General features: G+C 62.9%; 13 protein-coding genes. 2 read left to right on the top strand and 11 right to left on the bottom strand.

Annotated features, from left to right (window positions below; translation table 11 throughout):
• Positions 1-29: 29 nt before the first annotated feature.
• The 5 genes from K4A76_RS18075 to K4A76_RS18055 form a co-directional block, all read right to left on the bottom strand.
• Entirely contained in the window at positions 30-1,934 is a 1,905-nt protein-coding gene (locus tag K4A76_RS18075; protein ID WP_029887761.1) for a sensor histidine kinase, read from the bottom strand.
• A gap of 73 nt (positions 1,935-2,007) precedes the next feature.
• A complete protein-coding gene (locus K4A76_RS18070) occupies positions 2,008-2,742 on the bottom strand; it encodes an amino acid ABC transporter ATP-binding protein (protein ID WP_009684542.1) in 735 nt (244 codons plus the stop codon).
• Positions 2,739-3,410 carry an amino acid ABC transporter permease gene (locus K4A76_RS18065; RefSeq protein WP_009684543.1) on the bottom strand — a complete coding sequence of 224 codons (672 nt, stop codon included), beginning with the start codon at positions 3,408-3,410 and terminating at the stop codon, positions 2,739-2,741. The genes K4A76_RS18070 and K4A76_RS18065 overlap by 4 nt, the downstream gene beginning before the upstream one ends.
• The gene (locus K4A76_RS18060) at positions 3,411-4,157 is read right to left on the bottom strand and encodes an amino acid ABC transporter permease (RefSeq protein ID WP_009684544.1); all 747 of its coding nucleotides are present in this window, start codon (positions 4,155-4,157) and stop codon (positions 3,411-3,413) included. It abuts the gene before it with no gap.
• A gap of 143 nt (positions 4,158-4,300) precedes the next feature.
• A complete protein-coding gene (locus K4A76_RS18055) occupies positions 4,301-5,218 on the bottom strand; it encodes a glutamate/aspartate ABC transporter substrate-binding protein (RefSeq protein WP_009684545.1) in 918 nt (305 codons plus the stop codon).
• Positions 5,219-5,568: 350 nt separating this feature from the next.
• Between K4A76_RS18055 and K4A76_RS18050 the strand changes: the two genes are divergently transcribed.
• Complete coding sequence (locus tag K4A76_RS18050) at positions 5,569-9,864, top strand: NEL-type E3 ubiquitin ligase domain-containing protein (RefSeq protein WP_274410843.1); 4,296 nt, start codon at positions 5,569-5,571, stop codon at positions 9,862-9,864.
• A 20-nt stretch (positions 9,865-9,884) separates the two neighbouring features.
• Here the strand turns inward: K4A76_RS18050 and glpD are convergent, their stop codons facing one another.
• The 4 genes from glpD to K4A76_RS18030 form a co-directional block, all read right to left on the bottom strand.
• Complete coding sequence (gene glpD / locus K4A76_RS18045) at positions 9,885-11,423, bottom strand: glycerol-3-phosphate dehydrogenase (RefSeq protein ID WP_274410842.1); 1,539 nt, start codon at positions 11,421-11,423, stop codon at positions 9,885-9,887.
• Between the two features lie 232 nt (positions 11,424-11,655).
• Entirely contained in the window at positions 11,656-12,411 is a 756-nt protein-coding gene (glpR, locus tag K4A76_RS18040; RefSeq protein WP_009684548.1) for a DNA-binding transcriptional repressor GlpR, read from the bottom strand.
• A 144-nt stretch (positions 12,412-12,555) separates the two neighbouring features.
• Entirely contained in the window at positions 12,556-14,055 is a 1,500-nt protein-coding gene (gene glpK, locus K4A76_RS18035; protein ID WP_029887758.1) for a glycerol kinase GlpK, read from the bottom strand.
• A 51-nt stretch (positions 14,056-14,106) separates the two neighbouring features.
• Positions 14,107-14,958, bottom strand: coding sequence for an MIP/aquaporin family protein (locus K4A76_RS18030; RefSeq protein ID WP_274410841.1), 852 nt, complete (start codon positions 14,956-14,958; stop codon positions 14,107-14,109).
• A 298-nt stretch (positions 14,959-15,256) separates the two neighbouring features.
• On the opposite strand from K4A76_RS18030, the gene ybaK reads away from it, so the two are divergent.
• The gene (ybaK, locus tag K4A76_RS18025) at positions 15,257-15,727 is read left to right on the top strand and encodes a Cys-tRNA(Pro) deacylase (protein WP_009684551.1); all 471 of its coding nucleotides are present in this window, start codon (positions 15,257-15,259) and stop codon (positions 15,725-15,727) included.
• 36 nt (positions 15,728-15,763) lie between these two features.
• Here ybaK and K4A76_RS18020 read toward each other — a convergent pair whose 3' ends face one another.
• The gene (locus K4A76_RS18020) at positions 15,764-16,873 is read right to left on the bottom strand and encodes an ABC transporter ATP-binding protein (RefSeq protein ID WP_009684552.1); all 1,110 of its coding nucleotides are present in this window, start codon (positions 16,871-16,873) and stop codon (positions 15,764-15,766) included.
• Positions 16,870-17,790: an ornithine carbamoyltransferase gene (argF, locus tag K4A76_RS18015; RefSeq protein ID WP_009684553.1), complete on the bottom strand. Its 921-nt coding sequence runs from the start codon at positions 17,788-17,790 to the stop codon at positions 16,870-16,872. The genes K4A76_RS18020 and argF overlap by 4 nt, the downstream gene beginning before the upstream one ends.
• Positions 17,791-17,835: the final 45 nt, after the last annotated feature.

Raw genomic sequence — 17,835 nt, 5'->3', positions numbered from 1 at the left:
GACGATCAGGACGGTAAGAGGCGCTTGGTTCATGGGTGCTCTGCCGATTCGTTAGGGGGCGAAACCAGGGGCAGGGCCAGGACGAAGGCGCTCCCGCCGGTGACGGGGTGCTCGACGTTGAGGCTGCCCTTGGCCGCAGCCGCAAGGCTCGCCGACAGGGTCAGGCCCAGGCCCAGGCCGTGTTCGCCCGGTTTGGTGGTGAAGAAAGGTTCAAACAGGTGCTTGCGCGCCTCGGCGTCGATGCCGTGGCCATTGTCACGCACCTGCAAACGGTATTTGTCGCCCTGCACTTCGCCCTCCAGCCACAGTTCGGGCTGTGGCTGCGCAGCCATGGCATCGAGGGCATTGCCGATCAGGTTGACCAGGATTTGCTCCAGGCGGGTCTGGTCGATGGCCAGTTGCTGGTCCTCGTAGTGGTTGTGCAGCTGCAAGTGGCAGGCGCTGATGCGGTTGCCCAGTACTTGCAAGGTGGCTTCTATCGCCTTGGCCAGGGAAGCCTGGCCACTGTCGTCGCTGCGCCGGGCGAACGAGCGCAGGCTGGCAGTGATGCGGCCCATGCGGTCAATCAGGTCGTTCATGGTGCGCAGGTTGGTGCTGGCGGTTTCCAGCGCCCCGCGTTCGAGGAAGCGCACCGTGTTGCCAGACAGCGTACGCAAGGCAGCCAGCGGCTGGTTCAGCTCGTGGGCGATGCTGGTGGACATCTGCCCGATGGCTGCCAGCTTGCCGGCCTGCACCAGCTCGTCCTGGGCGTGGCGCAGCGTTTGTTCGGCGTGCCGGCGCTCGCGAATCTGGCCTTTCAGGCGTTCGTTGCTGGCACGCAGGTCGGCGGTGCGTTCGGTAATCCGTCGCTCCAGCTGGCTGTTGGCTTCCTCCAGCGCCTCGCGTGCGGCCAGGCGGGTGGCGATGACTTTGCGCCGCTCGTTCCAGGCGATGCCGAGGATGGCCAGCAGGGCGAAGGCGACCCCCACCAGAATGCCCTGGACCATGGATTCGCGGCGCAGGTCCTGCAGCGGGGTGAGCAGGGTGAAATGCCAGGGCGTGTCGACCAGCCGGCGGGTCTGGGCCAGGTAGGCCACTTCGTGGGGCTCGCCGTGGGCAGTCTCGCTGTTGGCGGGGAAGGTCAGTTTTTCCACGCCATCGGCCAGGGTCTCGCGGGCCAGGGGCTGCAACTCGTTCAACGGCCACCAGTAATACTGCAGGCTGCGCGCCAGCCGTTCCTTGGTTTGCGCGGTCAGCGGGCGTACCGACTTCAGGCGCCTGGCAGGGTCGCTGGAAAGGATGATGATGCCATTTTCGTCGCTGACGAATGCCTCCAGGCGCGCCCGCTGCCAACGTTCTTCCAGGGTATCCAGGCGTACCTTGATAACTGCCACGCCAATGATCTTGCCGTGTTCCTCAAGCCCGTGGGCCAGGTAGTAGCCAGCCTCGCCCGTGGTACTGCCGATGCCGTAGAAGCGCCCAGGTTCGCCGCGTACGGCAGTCTGGAAATAGGCGCGGAACGACAGGTCTTCGCCCAGGAACGAATCGGCATCGCGCCAGTTGCTGGTGGCCTGGACCCGGCCATTGGTATCGAGCACGAAAATTGCCCGGCTGCGGCTGCGCCGGTTCAGGCCTTCGAGGTATTCGTTGACCGCCTGGCGCGAACCGCCATCCGGGTCGGTGAGCAGGTGCGAGACGCTGTCTTCCAGCTCCAGCAGGCTCGGCAGGTAGGTGTATTTGCTGATCTCGCTTTCGACCGTGCGCGCGTGCAGCTCCAGCTGGCGTTCACCGTTTTCGCTGAGGGTGCGGATACCGTTGCTCTCGCTGATCAGGTAGCCAGCCATACCCAGGCCGACCATCAGCAAAATGATCAGTGGTGGCAACAGCAATTGACGGAGCAGGCGGGATTTCACGGCAGGCTTGGCAGGGAGAAGAAGCGAAGGATCGCATTTCATCACAGTGGCCTTGTCACGACCAGCGCCTGCTGCCCGATTGGGCAGCCGCGCCGACCGGTTCAATGAAGCAAAATCAGTGTTGCAGGATCTTGCTGAGGAAGTGCTGGGTGCGTTCGTGGCGGGCAGTCGGGTCGCCGAAGAACGCCTCCTTCTGGCAGTCTTCGATGATGTGGCCTTTGTCCATGAAGATCACGCGGTTGGCCACTTTACGGGCGAAGCCCATTTCGTGGGTCACGCACATCATGGTCATGCCTTCGTGGGCAAGCTCCACCATCACGTCCAGTACTTCGTTGACCATTTCCGGGTCCAGCGCCGAGGTCGGCTCGTCGAACAGCATGACGATCGGGTCCATCGACAGTGCACGGGCAATCGCCACGCGCTGTTGCTGGCCACCGGACAGCTGGCCCGGGTGCTTCTTGGCATGGGCGCCAAGGCCGACGCGGTCGAGCAGGGCCAGGCCTTTCTTGGTGGCCTCCGCCTCACTGCGGCCCAGTACCTTGCGCTGGGCGATGGTCAGGTTTTCGGTGATGCTCAGGTGGGGGAACAGTTCGAAGTGCTGGAACACCATGCCCACCCGCGAACGCAGCTTCGGCAGGTTGGTCTTGGGGTCGGCGATCGAGGTGCCATCAACCACGATATCGCCCTTCTGGAACGGCTCCAGGGCGTTGACGCACTTGATCAGGGTGGACTTGCCCGAACCCGAAGGGCCGCACACCACCACCACTTCACCTTTCTTGACCTCGGTGCTGCAGTCGGTCAGTACCTGGAAGTCCCCGTACCACTTGTTGACGTTCTTGATGGAAATCATACGGTGATCCTTTTTTGCAGGCGCTTGACCAGCCACGAAGCGGAGAAGCTGATGAGGAAGTACACGACCCCGGCGAAGATCAGGAACTCATGGGAGCGCCCAATGATGTCGCCGTTGGAGCGTGCCGAGTTGAGGAAGTCCACCAGGCCCACGGTGTAGACCAGCGAGGTATCCTGGAACAGGATGATGCTCTGTTGCAGCAACAGCGGGGTCATCTTGCGAAACGCCTGCGGCAGGATGATCAGGCGCATGGTCTGGCTGTAGGTCATGCCCAGGGCCTGGGCGGCGCCCATCTGGCCCTTGGAGATCGACTGCACGCCGGCGCGGACGATTTCACAGAAGTAGGCGGCTTCGAACATCATGAACGCCACCACGCACGAGGTGAAGGCACCCACCGGGGTGTCCTCGCCGGTGATCCAGCGCAGTACGAACGGTACCGCCAGGTAGAACCAGGTGATCACCAGCAGCAGCGGGATCGAGCGGAAATAGTTGACGTAGGCACCGGCCAGGCGCGACAGCAGCTTGCTCGATGACAGCCGCATGAGCGCCAGGATGGTGCCCAGCACGATACCGCCCACCACGCCCATGACCATCAGTTGCAAGGTCATGAGCATGCCTTCCCACAGGGCGGGCAAGGCCGGGATGATTTCGCTGAAATCCATGTCCATTTACTTGCCCCCCACGGAAATCAGGCCCGGCACGGCGACTTTCTTCTCGACCATGCGCATCAGCAGCATCAGCCCCATGTTCAGGGTGAAGTAGATCAGCGTGGCCAAGGTGAACGCCTCGAACAGGTTGGCGGAAAATTCGGCGGTCTGTTTGGTTTGCGCCAGCAGCTCCATCAGGCCGATCAGCGATGCCACCGAAGAGTTCTTGAACACGTTGAGAAATTCGGAGGTGAGGGGCGGAATGATGATCCGGTAGGCCTGGGGCAGCAGCACGTTGGTGTAGATCTGCGGCAGGCTGAAGCCCATGGCGCGGGCCGCGGATTCCTGGCCGCGCGGCAGCGCCTGGATGCCGGTGCGCACTTGCTCGCAGACACGGGCGGCAGTGAACAGGCCCAGGCAGATGACCACACTGATCAGCGCCGAGGTGGTCGGGTTGAGGTCTTGCTTGAACCATTCCTGCAGGCCTTCGGGCAGCAGGTCTGGCACCAGGAAGTACCAGATGAACAGCTGCACCAGCAGCGGCACATTGCGGAACAGCTCCACGTAGATGGTGGCGATGCCCGATACCAGGCGGTTCGGCACGGTGCGCATGACGCCGAGCACCGAGCCCAGCAGCAAGGCGATGATCCAGGCGGAGATGGCGATGGCGATGGTCCAGCCCAGGCCGGTGATGTACCAGTCGAGATAGGTCTCGCTGCCCACGCCGGTGGACTTGAAGAACACGCCCCAGTCCCAGTTGTAATTCATCGGGATTTCCCCTCAGACGGTTGTTTCACGGGCACCTTGGAACATCCGGGGGCGCTGGGCGCCCTCGGATGAAAGGTTAGACACTAATGAGTGGCCTGCAGGGTTTGATTCGTGCTGTCGAGCACCAGGCCGTTATCTGAGGATCAGGACTTCTTCTCGTCCGCGGCCTTGTCGGTAGGCTCGGCGATCAGTTTCTTCAGCTCATCGCTCATCGGGAACTGCAGGTTCAGGCCTTTTGGCGGGATCGGTTGCTGGAACCACTTGTCGTAGCTCTTGTTGACTTCGCCCGACTTGAAATAGGCAACGATGGCATCGTCGACCGCTTTCTTGAACGCCTCGTCACCCTTGCGCACCATGCAGCCGTAGATTTCATAGGACTGCGGGGTACCGGTGATGACCCAGTCTGCCGGCTTGCGCGCCTTGGCCATTTCACCGGCGAGCAGGGCGTCGTCCATCATGAAGGCTACGGCGCGGCCGCTTTCTAGCATGTTGAAGGCTTCACCGTGGTCCTTGGCGGAAATCACGTTCATCTTCATCTGCTTGTCGGCGTTCATCGCCTTGAGAATGCGCTCGGAGGTGGTGCCGGCGGTGGTCACCACGTTCTTGCCAGCCAGGTCCGGGAAGTCCTTGTATGCAGGTTGACCGTCCTTGACCTTGGTCAGCAGGCGGGTACCGACTTCGAAGATGCCGACCGAGAAGCCGACTTGCTGCTGGCGCTCGACGTTGTTGGTGGTGGAGCCGCATTCCAGGTCGACGGTGCCGTTTTGCACCAGCGGGATACGGGTCTGCGAGGTGACTAGGTTGTAGCGGACCTTGATGTCCGTGCCCAGTTGTTTTTTCAGGGCATCGACGACAGCCAGCTGAATGTCATGCGAGTAGCCCACGGGCTCGGGTTTGCCGGCCAGGTAGGAAAATGGAATGGAAGAGTCGCGGTGGCCCAGGGTGATGGTGCCCGAGTCCTTGATCTTCTTGAGGGTGCCGGTCAGTTCTTCGGCCATGGCTGGCGAAGCAATGATCGCAGCGGCAATGGTGGCGCCCAACAGATGACGAACGATACGCATCAAATTTTCCTCGACGTGTTTGTTTTTTTTATGGAGCCGTTGGCGGACTCTTTCGTTCAACGAATACAGCGAAGCGCTGTGCATTCGATTGAAGAGTGTAGAGCATGAGTCGTGCCAAACGGGTTTGACGAGCAGAAAACCTGATCGTCCGGGCGCTCGGGGCCCTGGCGAAGTGCGTCTACCTCGGACTTTCGTTCGGTTTTCCGAACTATCCTGGTTGCTACGGTCGGAAAACCGATTGTTTGCTCAGGCGGGCTCGCTGCTGGAACCCAGGTTGGGGCTATGGGTGTACCTCAGCCTCTGGCTGGAGGGCTGGTTGACTCGGCGCCCTTGTCGCTGGAGCTGAACCGATGACCGAGCCATTGTTTCCCGCTGAATCGATCGATACCCTGATTGCCCGGCGCCTGCCTGCATGGCTGGTCGCCCATGGCAATGTCGACTGGCTGCTTGCCTTGCGCCGCGCGCTGCACGCCCAGGAAGAAGCGACCCATTCGCTGCACCGAATCCTGCAAGCCATTCCGGCACTGGATGAGTTCGCAGCTACCCGTTTGAACCAGGTATTGAACCGTGCCGACCTGACGATCGCGGACTTGCGCCGCAGCCATGTGGGTATCGAGCGCACCGTTACATTGCCGCCGATGGCGCCGGGGTGGCCCATTCGCCGGCACATGCAACGATCTTCCACGCCGTTGCTGGCGGCGGTACTGCACAATTTCCATATCGTCGACACGCGCCCTTCGCCCAGCCGCCGGGGCTGGCTACTCGACGCAAAGGGCGAGCACGTGCCGGTGGGTTACGAGGTATTCGCCGGGCGCTGCCGCGAGGCCGATGTGGGCGGGCGCTACCAGGCCATCCTGCGCCAGTGCCTGGCGCCGGACGATGCCCCGGGTGCTGCACCTGACTCGGCCAAGGCCGCTGTACACCGGTGTTTCGAGGAAAACGCCCGCGCCGACCTGGAAGTGGCAGTGCGCTGCGCATTGCTCAAAGGTGACTTGGACGAGAACAGCTACCGCTTGCTGTTGCCCTGTTTTACCGCGTTACCCACGGTGCCGGCGGTGCCGGGTGAGGTCTCACCACGCCAGTTGTACCTGCTGGGCAAATGTGTGCGCGGCGTGGTGACATTGGAGCTGCGGCCGGCGGTGGGTGCGGACTTGCAGGGTGTATGCGTCTGGGTACCGAATGACCCGCAGTCGCCGGTTCGCGTCTATCGGTCCTGGGAAGAGGTGTTCCAGGCGTTGGCCCGGCGCCTGACGACGGCACCCTACCGCCGGTTCTTCAGCCGCTTCATCAGCGAGCGCGACCGGGTTGGCTTTCAGCAACTGCTCGAGGAGCGGATAGAGGCAAGTGCGGCGCACCAGGTGCCTGAGCTCGATGGCAGGCACCTGGCCATCGGCACATCGCTGTTCAGCCATCTGCGTGGGTTGCAGATAGACAAACTGCTCGATGATGCCCACGTGCTGGCCGTACCTACCGCAGACCTCGATGAACAGGAGCGCGATGCTCGGCTGCACGCCTATCGGGAACTGGGCCTGAACCTCTTGAACCTGGCAGGCATGTTCGTTCCGGTGCTGGGCGAGGGCTTGTTGGCCTACACGGCGGTGGAGTTGGCCGGGGAAGTGTACGAAGGCTACCAGGACTGGCGTATCGGCGACCGGCAGGGTGCCATGGATCATGTGTTCGGTGTTGCGCAAACCGTGATTGCGGGTGCGCTGATCGCCACCGGGGCTTCCGTGGTGCGGCATTACCTGCAGCGCGTGCCGTTCGTGGACGCGCTGCAGCCGATGCGTGACCAGGCCGGAAAGGCTGGTTTGGTTGCAGCGAACTTGCCGGGGTATTCGATTGACTGGAGCCCTGGAGATGACCTGCATGAGTGGGTATGGCACCTGGACGGGGCCATGTACCGGGTGAGCGAGGATCCGGTGCATGGCAGCACGCGAATTCGCCACGCATCGCGTGGCGTAGCCTGGCAGCCCAGGCTCGAAAGTAACGGTGGCGATGGTTGGCGCCATGAGCTGGAGCGGCCAGGGGACTGGCAGGGGGCCGGCCAGTTGGTCAGGCGGCTGAGTTCAAGGCTTGCCGGTGTACCCGATGCCGCCGCGGATTACCTGCTCCAGGCGACGGGGTTGAGTGAAGCCCGGCTGCGCCGCCTGCATCTGGAACAGGTGGATGCCCCGGCTCGGCTGTACGATGCGCTGGATGTCTACCGGGCCCATGAGCGCTTCCCCGACCTGGCCGGCCCGGCCTTGGAGCAGCAGCTTGCCGATAGCGTGGCGGAGCACGGCAGCAGCCTGTTGGCCAGGGCGTTCCCCGGTTTGTCGAGGCGTCAGTTGGTTGAGTTGATGGCGCAGTGCAGCGGCGTCGAGCGGGAGCAATTGCTGGATCGGCAACGCATGCCGTTGGCGCTGGCCGAGCGGGCACGCTGGCAACTGCGTGAACGCCGGCTGGACCGCGCGTGTGCCGGCTTGTACCTGCCGCGTGCAGTCAACGCCGACAGCGAGCGGATCGCTTTCGGGGTCTTGGGTGAGCGGCTTGCCTGGCCGCCGACGCTAAGGCTGGAGCTTCGTGAGCGCACTGCGCAGGGGGCGCTGCTGGCCAGTGCCGGCAGTGAGGGCGCCGAGCAGGTGCAATACATCTTCAGGCGCGGCGACGGTTACCGCAGTCCACGATCGGCGCGTTCCCACAGCTTGCAGTGGGCATTGCTGACGAGTCTGGATGAGGCGCAGTTGGCAGAGCTGGGCAATGGTGGCCTGGGTGAAGAAGCCTTCGGCCAGTGGTTGTTGCGCAGTGCCGCAAGTGACCGGGAACAGGCCGCCATATGGTGCGGCATGCGACCTGTGCACAGCGCCTTCCGCCCACCCCGGCGTTTCGGCGATGGGCGCCTGGGTTACCCCCTCAGCGGGCGCGGAAGCGGCGAACGGCAAGCAATCCGGCGGGGCATTCAGCAGATTTTTCCCACCCTGAGCGACGATGAGATACAGGCCTACCTGCTGAACGTCAACGGTGGAGATGCAGGGTTGTGGGAGCACTACACGCAACTGCAAGAGCACCTGGCACAGTTGCGCACTTGCTTGCGCCAGTGGCGCCAGGCCGCCAGCAACCCGCTGCAGGGCGTGAGGCGACGTCGGTTGGAGACCGCCCTGCGCCGCTGCTGGAGGCGCAAGGTGGTCAATGTATCGGGCGATTACGTACTGGACCTGGATGGCGAGCACTTCGGCAGCTTGCCACAGCTTCCGCAGGGCATCCGTTTCGATCATGTCAAACGTTTGTACCTTCGGGACAGCGGCCTTACTGCAATCGACGAGGACTTCCTGCTGCGCTTTGGCAACCTAGTGGAACTGGACCTGTCGCGCAATCGGCTGACCGCGATTCCGGCAGGGCTGGAAAGCCTGGAGCGGCTCAGGACATTGACGCTGTCGCGTAACCATATCGTGCTGGACAGTGGCGGTGAGGGCCGCCTGGTGCAGGTGCGCAACCTGCAGCTTCTGGACTTGAGCCACAACCCGCTGGGGCGTGCGCCGGTGTTGACCACGCTGCGCTACCTGCGCGAAGTGCGGCTGAGGTCCACCGGCCTTGAGCGCATGCCCGAGGCAGTGTCCTGGCGAGCCAGGGTCGATCTGCGTGACAACCGTATCCGTCAGTTGCGCCAGGACCTGGCACGGTTGCGCCTGCAACTGGAAGATCAGGCACTGCACGATAACCCGCTCGACGAGGCCGACGAAGCCCTGCTTGAGCAGGCCAGGGCAACGCAACCCGGTGCTGGCCGCATGCGTCAGCACCGGCCTGTGGACGACGCCTTGTTCGAGCGCTTGGCCGGTACGGCCGAGGCACAACAACGGATGCGCTGGCGCGTCATCTACGACGCGTTAGGCGCAGAGCGTGGCGCCGCCGACCTGTTTCGGTTTCTGGCGGACTTTGCGGGGGCGGAAGATTTCGACCTGGCGCCGGCGCGTTACCGCGCGCGTATCTGGCGCATTCTGGAGTTCTGCGAGCAACATGAGGCTGTGCGTGTGCGCCTGTTCGCTGAAGCCGGTGGCCCAAGGACGTGTGAAGACCGGCTGCTGTTGACGTTGGAGCAGCTTGAGCTGGGTGTAATGGTGGAGCGCGCGGTAGGCGGTGAGCCGGCGGGGCTGGAGGGGCGTTTATGGCGTCTGGGGCGTTCGCTTTGGCGCCTGGACGAAGTCGACCGGCTTGCCGTGCGCCACATCGAGCGCCTGCGTGCCCAGCGTACGGTCGGCGTGGATGAGGTCGAGATCCGGCTGTACTACCGGCTCAAGTTGAGTGCCACTCTGGACCTGCCCATCGAGCACGATGAGATGCACTACCCAGGGTTTGCCCATGTCACCAGCAGCGACCTGCTGCGTGCTCGCGACCAGATTCTGGCAAACGAGACACCTGAGCAAGTGATTGGCTCCCTGGCGCAGCGGCCGTTCTGGGAGGTCCATGCCCGCGAGCGCCACCCGGCGCGCTTCGAGCATGTACTGCGACCGCTCAATGATCGGATGGAAAGCCTCGAAGAGCAGGTAAGCCAGGGACAGATCGACGATTGGACCTTCGCCCTGCGTTGCAAGGCCCTCAAGTACGAATACGAGCAGGCCGAGCGACGCTTGTTGCTAACCCTGGCGCAGGAGCTGCACAGCAGGCTTTGAGCCTGCGCAGCAGCGCCGCATCACGCGGCGTTGCCCTGGGCAAGCCCGGCTCGGGTTTGTTGCAGATACTTTTCCAGGGCCAGGCGCTCTGCTGCATGGGTGAACAGGCCCAATTTGGTGCGGCGCCACAGGATGTCGTCGGCGGTCGTCGCCCACTCAGCCTCGCAAAGGTAGTCGACTTCGCGAGCGAATAGCCCACCGCCAATGGCCTGGCCGAGGTCATCCGGGCCAGTCACGCCGTCGAGCAGTTGCCAGACACGGTTGCCATAGGTGTTCGCCCAGCGTTTGGCGATATTCACCGGCAGCCAGCCATGGCGGGCCAACAGTTGCTCCAGCAGCGCTTGTGCGGTGGTCATGTGTTCGCCGCCCGGCAGGGGCGCGGTGGCCGTCCAGCTGCCGCGCATCTGGCTGAAGAAGGGCTTGAGCTCGGCCATCGCCGATTCGGCCAGCTTGCGGTAGGTAGTCAGTTTGCCGCCGAATACTGAAAGCAGCGGGGCCTGACCGACCTCTGCCGACAGCGCCAGCGTGTAGTCGCGGGTGACGGCCGACGGGTTGTCCGACTCGTCGTTGCACAGCGGACGTACCCCGGAATAGGTGTTAAGGATGTCGGCCTGGCTCAGCTGATGGTTGAAATGGGCGTTGACCACGTTGAGCAGGTACTGGGTTTCCTGGTCGGTAATGGCGACTTTCGCCGGGTCGCCGCTGTACTCCCGGTCGGTGGTGCCGATCAGGGTAAAGCGCTCCAGGTAAGGTATGCAGAAGACAATGCGCTGGTCTTCGTTCTGCAGGATATAGGCGTGTTCGCCTTCATACAGGCGCGGCACGATCAGGTGGCTGCCCTGGATCAGGCGAATGCCATAGGGCGCATCGAGCTTGAGGTCGTCCTTGATGAAACTGGCCACCCAAGGGCCGGCAGCATTGACCAGGGCGCGTGCCCGAATGCGCTGTTGCTTGCCGTCGGCATGCAGCAGGTCTACCTGCCACAGGCCATCTACACGCTCGGCGCGCAGGCAGCGGGTGCGGGTCAGAATGTGAGCGCCGTGTTCACGGGCAGCCATGGCATTGAGCACCACCAGGCGGGCATCGTCGACTGCACAGTCGGCGTACTCGAAACCGCGGGTGATCTGCGGTTTGAGCGGGTAGCCCGGGCCAAAGCGCAGGCTGCGCGAGGCGCCCAGGCGCTTGCGCTTGCCCAGGTGGTCATACAGGAACAAGCCAGCGCGGATCATCCAGGCCGGGCGCAGGTGCGGGCGGTGTGGCAGCACGAAACGCATGGGCTTGACGATGTGTGGCGCCTTGGCCAGCAGCACTTCACGTTCAGCCAGCGCTTCGCGTACCAGGCGAAACTCGTAGTGCTCTAGGTAGCGCAGGCCGCCGTGGATCAGTTTGCTGCTGGCCGATGAGGTGTGCTGGGCCAGGTCGTCCCTTTCGCACAGGAACACCTTGAGGCCCCGGCCAGCGGCATCGGCGGCAATGCCGACACCATTGATGCCACCGCCGATTACGGCAATGTCGTAGCAGTCGGCGAGTGCTGGCTGGGACGAAACGGGCTGGGACACGGGCAAGGCCTCCTGAAACTGTTCATATCGAATATGAACATTAATGTTCGTTTTCGAAAATACTAGCGCAACAGGAGGGCGCTTGCCAGTCAGTTTTCATAGAAAAAACTGATCACATGGCAAGTAAATGAACATTAACGAAAATGCGCTTGAACCCTTCGCGCGACGAGCCGCCCGCAGATCGCGCAGCGCTCGATCTGAGGGCGTTACAGCCTGACGGCCGGTGGGGCGTTTACACCACTTCGATGCGGATCTTGTACTGGTTGAGCAGTTGAGTCAGGGCGGGGGCGGGGGCCTGATCGGTCACCAGGCAATCCACCAGGCTGATCGAACCCAGGCGCACCATGGCGTTGCGCCCGAACTTGCTGGAGTCGGCGGCGAGGATAACCTGGCGGGCATTGGTGATGATGGCCTGGGATACCCGCACTTCCTGGTAGTCGAAGTCGAGCAGGCTGCCGTCCTCGTCAATGCCACTGATCCCTACCAGGGCGAAATCGACCTTGAACTGGTTGATGAAATCGACGCTGGCCTGGCCGACCACGCCGCCATCGCGACGCACCGTGCCGCCTGCCACCAGCACCTCGAAATCATCCTTGGCCGCGAGAATGGCGGCCACATGCAGGTTGTTGGTGATGACTTTCAGGTGGTTGTGATTGAGCAGGGCCCGGGCGATGGATTCGGTGGTGGTGCCGATGTTGATGAACACCGAAGCATGGTCGGGTATTTGCCTGGCCACGGCCTCGGCGATGCGTTGCTTCTCGTCGCGCATCTGGTCGGCACGCATGGCGTAGGCGGTATTTTCGACGCTCGAATCGTAAGCGGCACCCCCGTGGTAGCGGCGCAGCAGGTTGAGTTCGGCTAACTGGTTGATGTCACGGCGGATGGTTTGTGGCGTCACGACGAACAGCTGCGCCATTTCCTCGATACTGACATAACCGCGCTCTCGCACCAGTTCGAGGATTTGTTGTTGGCGTGGGGGCAGATTCATGGGCGGTCCTTTGGGGCTGCCGGACAAATTCTGCAATGATGCCGTAGGACGGAGACTACGGCCAGTGGGCTATGACGCATTGGCCCGGGCTGCGAACCGCGATCCGCGATCCCATGGCGGGACCGCGGCATCGCTGAGGGTGCCTCAGGCGTCGTGATCTTCCCAATCGCGGGTGCGATCTACGGCCTTCTTCCAGCCGGCATACAGCTTTTCTTTCTGCGCTTCATCCAGCTGCGGGCTGAACTCGCGCTCGATGATGGCCTTGTCGCGCAACTCGTCCAGGCCGCACCAGAAGCCACAGGCCAGGCCCGCCAGGTATGCTGCGCCGAGGGCTGTGGTTTCACGCATCTTCGGGCGTTCCACGCAGGTGCCGAGGATGTCTGCCTGGAACTGCATGAGGAAGTTGTTGGCCACTGCGCCACCGTCTACGCGCAGTTCGGACAGGCGCTGGCCGCAGTCCTGTTGCATGGCGTCGAGCACGTCGCGGGTCTGGTAGGCGATCGACTCGAGGGCCGCACGAATGATGTGGTCCACCTTCACGCCGCGGGTCAGGCCAAACAGCGCGCCACGGGCATAGGGATCCCAGTACGGTGCACCCAGGCCGGTAAACGCCGGCACCAGGTACACGCCATTGCTGTCCTTGACCTTGCTGGCGAAGTACTCGGTATCCAGTGCGTCGTTGACGATCTTCAGCTCGTCACGCAGCCACTGCACGGTGGAGCCGCCATTGAACACGGCGCCTTCCAATGCATAGGCCACTTCGCCCCGGGGGCCGCAGGCAATGGTGGTGAGCAGGCCATGGGAAGACTTCACGGCCTGGCTGCCGGTGTTCATCAGCAGGAAGCAGCCGGTGCCGTAGGTGTTCTTGGCCTGGCCCGGTGCCACACACATCTGGCCGAACAGGGCCGACTGCTGGTCACCGGCGATACCGGCGATGGCGATGCCGCTCTTGGTGTGGCCGTACACTTCCGACGACGGCCGCACCTCAGGCAGCATCTGCCGCGGGATGCCCAGGATCTCCAGCAGTTTGTCGTCCCACTGCAGGCTGTGGATGTTGAACATCAGCGTGCGCGAGGCATTGGTGTAGTCGGTGACATGGACCTTGCCACCGGAAAATTTCCAGATCAGCCAGGTATCGATGGTGCCGAACAGCAATTCGCCACGTTCGGCCCGTTCACGGGCGCCTTCAACGTTGTCGAGGATCCATTTCAGCTTGGTGCCGGAAAAGTACGGGTCGGTGACCAGGCCCGTGGCTTCGCGAATGTAGTCTTCATGGCCATCGCGCTTGAGCTGGGCGCAGATCTCGGTGCTGCGGCGGCACTGCCAGACGATGGCGTTGTATACCGGGCGCCCGGTTTCCTTGTCCCATACCACAGTGGTCTCGCGCTGGTTGGTGATGCCCAGCGCGGCAACCTGCGCATGGCTGATGCCCGCCTGGGCCAAGGCTTCGACCATGGTCGCGCTTTGGGTGGCGAAGATCTCCATCGGGTCGTGTTCGACCCAGCCCGCCTGCGGGTAGTGCTGGGCGAACTCGCGCTGGGAGGTACCCACCACGTTGGCGTCACGATCGAAAATGATCGCTCGCGAACTGGTGGTGCCCTGGTCCAGGGCGATGATGTAGTTCTTATCCTGGGTGTCTGTCATGGTCGTAGGCCTTGCAAGAATAGGGGGTCAGGGCTGTGTGTGATGCCGCGATCAACTGGCTTGAGTATCGCCCTGGCGGTTGTCATTTGTCTCAGGGTGCGCGGCAGTTGCAACAGGCAGGTTGCGGGCGATCAGGCCGCGATAGGCCGCGGCGCCCACGCAGGCGCCAACGATCGGCGCGAAGATCGGCACCAGGAAGTAAGGAACGCTGCGCCCACCGGTAAAGGCAATTTCGCCCCAGCCCGCCAGGAATGTCATGAGCTTTGGACCGAAATCACGGGCCGGGTTCATCGCGAACCCGGTCAGCGGGCCCATGGCGCTGCCGATCACGGCGATCAGCAGGCCGATCAGCAGCGGCGCCACGGCGCCGCGCGGCAGGCCATTGTTGTCGTCGGTCAGGGCCATGATCACCGCCATCAGGATAGCGGTGATCACCACTTCAACCAGGAAGGCCTGGCCGGTGGAGAGTGAGGGGTGCGGGTAGGTGGAGAACACCGACGCCAGCTCCAGGCTGGCTTCGCTTCCGCGTAGCATGGCGTGCGCCTGTTCGAAATCGAAGAACAGGTTGCTGTACAGGGTGTAGACCAGTGCTGCACCACAGAATGCGCCGCACACCTGGGCCAGCATGTAGAAGGGCAGTTTGCGCTTGTCGAAACCGGCGAACAGGGTGAGGGCGATGCTCACGGCCGGGTTCAGGTGCGCGCCGGAAATGCCAGCGCTGAGGTAGATGGCCATGCTTACCCCGACACCCCAGATGATACTGATTTCCCACAGGCCGAAGCTGGCGCCCGCGACTTTGAGGGCGGCAACGCAGCCGGTGCCGAAGAATATTAGCAAGCCCGTGCCGAGAAATTCGGCCAGGCATTGGCTGGACAGTGTGGGTTGGCGTAGAGCAGTCGTCATGTATGACCTCGTTGTTTTTGTTGTGAGGCGCTTGGCGCTCGACAGCAAAGCTCGGCGTCCATCCCCATTGACACCGAGCAGGGAAGTGCACCTTTAACGTGCACCACGTATTCAGAAACGAAAAAATATAGACAAGAAACGCTGATGTCAAAGGTCGAAAGTGAACGACCAGTCACGAAATGGCCGCTAAAATCGGTTTCGGATGCCCGTGCCAGAGCTGCGCGATTGCGGTGCGCTGGCTGCCATGTGGGAATTGTCCTAAAGTAGCCGCCGAGCCGTCCCAGACCGGAGCCCCTGCATGACCCCCGCCCTAGACCTGTTGAAGAAGCATCGTGCCGAGCATCGCGTGCACAGTTACGAACACGACCCCAAGTCGGCGTCGTATGGGCTGGAGGCGGCAGAGAAGCTTGGGCTGGACCCGCAGCAGGTATTCAAGACGTTGCTGGCGAGCAGCGAGAAAGGCGAGTTGCTGGTGGCGGTGGTGCCAGTGGGAGGCACCCTGGACCTCAAGGCCCTGGCCCATGCTGCCGGGGTGAAGAAGTGCGAGATGGCCGACCCGGCGGCGGCGCAGCGCGCTACGGGCTACCTGGTGGGTGGAATCAGCCCGCTGGGGCAAAAGAAACGCCTGCGCACCTTCATCGATGATTCGGCGCAGAACTTTGCAACCATCCATGTCAGTGCCGGACGGCGAGGGCTGGAGGTGGAGTTGGCGGCCGCAGTGCTGGCCGAGCATACCCAGGGCAAATTTGCCGGCATTGGCAGGGGCTGAGAAGCTGGGGCTGCCGTGCAGCCCCAGCACCCTGTATCAGGTCGCCGAGCTGTAGCGACGAACCCCGTTCTCAAGGGGCGACAACTGCGCCGCAACGCTACCGGGTGCCGGGAACAGCACCAGGTGGTCGGCCTTTACCGCAATGCCGACATCGTCACCTACCTGCTGATCGTCATGGCTGGGGAATATCGCTTCCAGCTGGCTGCCGGTCGGCAACTGCAGGCGGTACAGGGTCGAGGCGCCGAGGAAGCTCTTGCCGACTATTCTGGCCTGCAGGGGGCTGCCTGGTGCATGCACGATATCGTCCGGGCGTAGCAGCACATCCACCGAGCTGCCCGCGGCCATGATGTAGGCGCGGTTACCCCGCAACTCGCCCAGTTCGGTGCTGACCGCTTCGTGGCTGACCATCTGGCCACGAATGAAATAGCCCTGGCCGATGAAGCTGGCAACGAACGGTGTCTGTGGCTCGTGGTACAGATTGTAGGGTGTGTCCCACTGTTCCAGGCGGCCCTCCTTGAACACCCCTACCTGGTCGCTGACGGCAAACGCTTCCTCCTGGTCATGGGTGACCAGAACGGCACTGGTGCCGCGGCTTTTGAGAATGTCACGCACCTCATGGCTCAGCCGCCGGCGCAGTTCCACGTCGAGGTTGGAGAACGGCTCGTCGAGCAGCAGCAACTGTGGCTCGGGGGCCAGTGCACGGGCCAGCGCGACCCGCTGCTGCTGGCCGCCAGACAGCTCATGCGGGTAACGGCCGCCCAGGCCAGCCAGCTTGACCAGCTCTAGCATTTCTTCGATGACTGCCGCCTGGCGGGGGTGCTTGGCAATGCCGAAGGCTATGTTCTGCGCCACGGTCAGGTGCGGGAACAGCGCGTAGTCCTGGAACACCATGCCGATGCGGCGCTTTTCCGGGGCCAGGGTGAAACCGGCTCGGGAAATTACCTCGCCCGCCAGTTGGACCTCGCCGTCGTGCACCGGCTCGAAGCCGGCGATGGCGCGCAGGGTGGTGGTTTTGCCGCAACCCGATGAACCCAGCAGGCAACCGATGTCGCCTGCGTTCAGGTGCAGGTTGAGGTTCTGGACGATGCGCTGGTCGCCGTAGCCGCAGGCGAGGTTGCGCAGGTTGAGCAGTAAGGGTTGACTCATGCGTGGTGGTAAGCCGGTTCGACAAGGAATTCGAGGAGGGCCTTCTGTGCATGCAGGCGATTTTCAGCCTGGTCCCAGGCGACGGACCGCGGGTCGTCGAGCAGGTCATGGCTGATTTCCTCGCCACGGTGGGCAGGCAGGCAGTGCATGAACAGGGCGTCGGGCGCCGCCAGGTCGAGCAGTTCGCGGGTGACCTGGTAAGGCGCAAAGTGCGCCAGGCGCCGTGCAGTTTCCTCCTCCTGGCCCATGGAAGTCCAGACGTCCGTGGTCACCAGGTGGGCACCGCTTACGGCTTGCTTGGGGTCGCGCACGATTTGCACGTGGTCACCGCCAATGGCCATGAAGCGTGGGTCAGGCTCGTAACCTTCCGGGCAAGCGATACGCAACTGGAAGTCAAACTGCCTGGCGGCCTCGATGTAGGAGTTGCACATGTTGAAGCCGTCGCCGATCCAGGCCACGGTTTTGCCTTGAATGGTGCCGCGGTGTTCGAGGAAGGTTTGCATGTCGGCCAGCAACTGGCACGGGTGCGACTCGTCGGACAGCGCGTTGATCACCGGCACGCGCGAGTTGGCGGCGAATTCGGTGAGGGTGCTGTGGGCATGGGTGCGGATCATGACCACGTCGAGCATGCTCGACAACACGATGGCGCTGTCGCCAATCGGCTCGCCACGGCCCAGCTGGGTATCGCGCGGCGACAGGAAAATGGCCTGACCGCCGAGTTGGATCATGCCGGCTTCGAACGACACACGGGTACGGGTCGAGGACTTCTCGAAAATCATGCCCAGCACGCGGTTTTTCAGCGGCTCGAACAGCACGCCTCGTTTGCGCAGGTCCTTCAGCTCGATGCCGCGGCGGATCACCCCGAGCAATTCGTCGGTGGTGAAGTCCAGCAGGGAGAGAAAGTGCCTAGCGCTCATGATTGACTACCTTATCTGCAACAGTATGCAGGTCGACCGTATGGT

Origin of the sequence: Pseudomonas sp. NEEL19 (assembly GCF_028751975.1) — a bacterium.
Lineage (GTDB): Bacteria > Pseudomonadota > Gammaproteobacteria > Pseudomonadales > Pseudomonadaceae > Aquipseudomonas > Aquipseudomonas juntendi.
The sequence above is the reverse complement of the archived record's forward strand: the minus strand, read 5'-3'. Positions and strand labels throughout refer to the sequence as shown.

Bases quoted from the DNA above. Each gene is read 5' to 3' on its own strand.
- ybaK (WP_009684551.1), top strand. From the start codon at position 15,257: ATGACCCCCGCCCTAGACCTGTTGAAGAAGCATCGTGCCGAGCATCGC.
- K4A76_RS18055 (WP_009684545.1), bottom strand. From the start codon at position 5,218: ATGCGTATCGTTCGTCATCTGTTGGGCGCCACCATTGCCGCTGCGATC.
- argF (WP_009684553.1), bottom strand. From the start codon at position 17,790: ATGAGCGCTAGGCACTTTCTCTCCCTGCTGGACTTCACCACCGACGAA.
- K4A76_RS18075 (WP_029887761.1), bottom strand. From the start codon at position 1,934: ATGAAATGCGATCCTTCGCTTCTTCTCCCTGCCAAGCCTGCCGTGAAA.
- K4A76_RS18050 (WP_274410843.1), top strand. From the start codon at position 5,569: ATGACCGAGCCATTGTTTCCCGCTGAATCGATCGATACCCTGATTGCC.
- K4A76_RS18020 (WP_009684552.1), bottom strand. From the start codon at position 16,873: ATGAGTCAACCCTTACTGCTCAACCTGCGCAACCTCGCCTGCGGCTAC.
- K4A76_RS18030 (WP_274410841.1), bottom strand. From the start codon at position 14,958: ATGACGACTGCTCTACGCCAACCCACACTGTCCAGCCAATGCCTGGCC.
- glpR (WP_009684548.1), bottom strand. From the start codon at position 12,411: ATGAATCTGCCCCCACGCCAACAACAAATCCTCGAACTGGTGCGAGAG.
- glpK (WP_029887758.1), bottom strand. From the start codon at position 14,055: ATGACAGACACCCAGGATAAGAACTACATCATCGCCCTGGACCAGGGC.
- K4A76_RS18070 (WP_009684542.1), bottom strand. From the start codon at position 2,742: ATGATTTCCATCAAGAACGTCAACAAGTGGTACGGGGACTTCCAGGTA.
- K4A76_RS18060 (WP_009684544.1), bottom strand. From the start codon at position 4,157: ATGAATTACAACTGGGACTGGGGCGTGTTCTTCAAGTCCACCGGCGTG.
- K4A76_RS18065 (WP_009684543.1), bottom strand. From the start codon at position 3,410: ATGGACATGGATTTCAGCGAAATCATCCCGGCCTTGCCCGCCCTGTGG.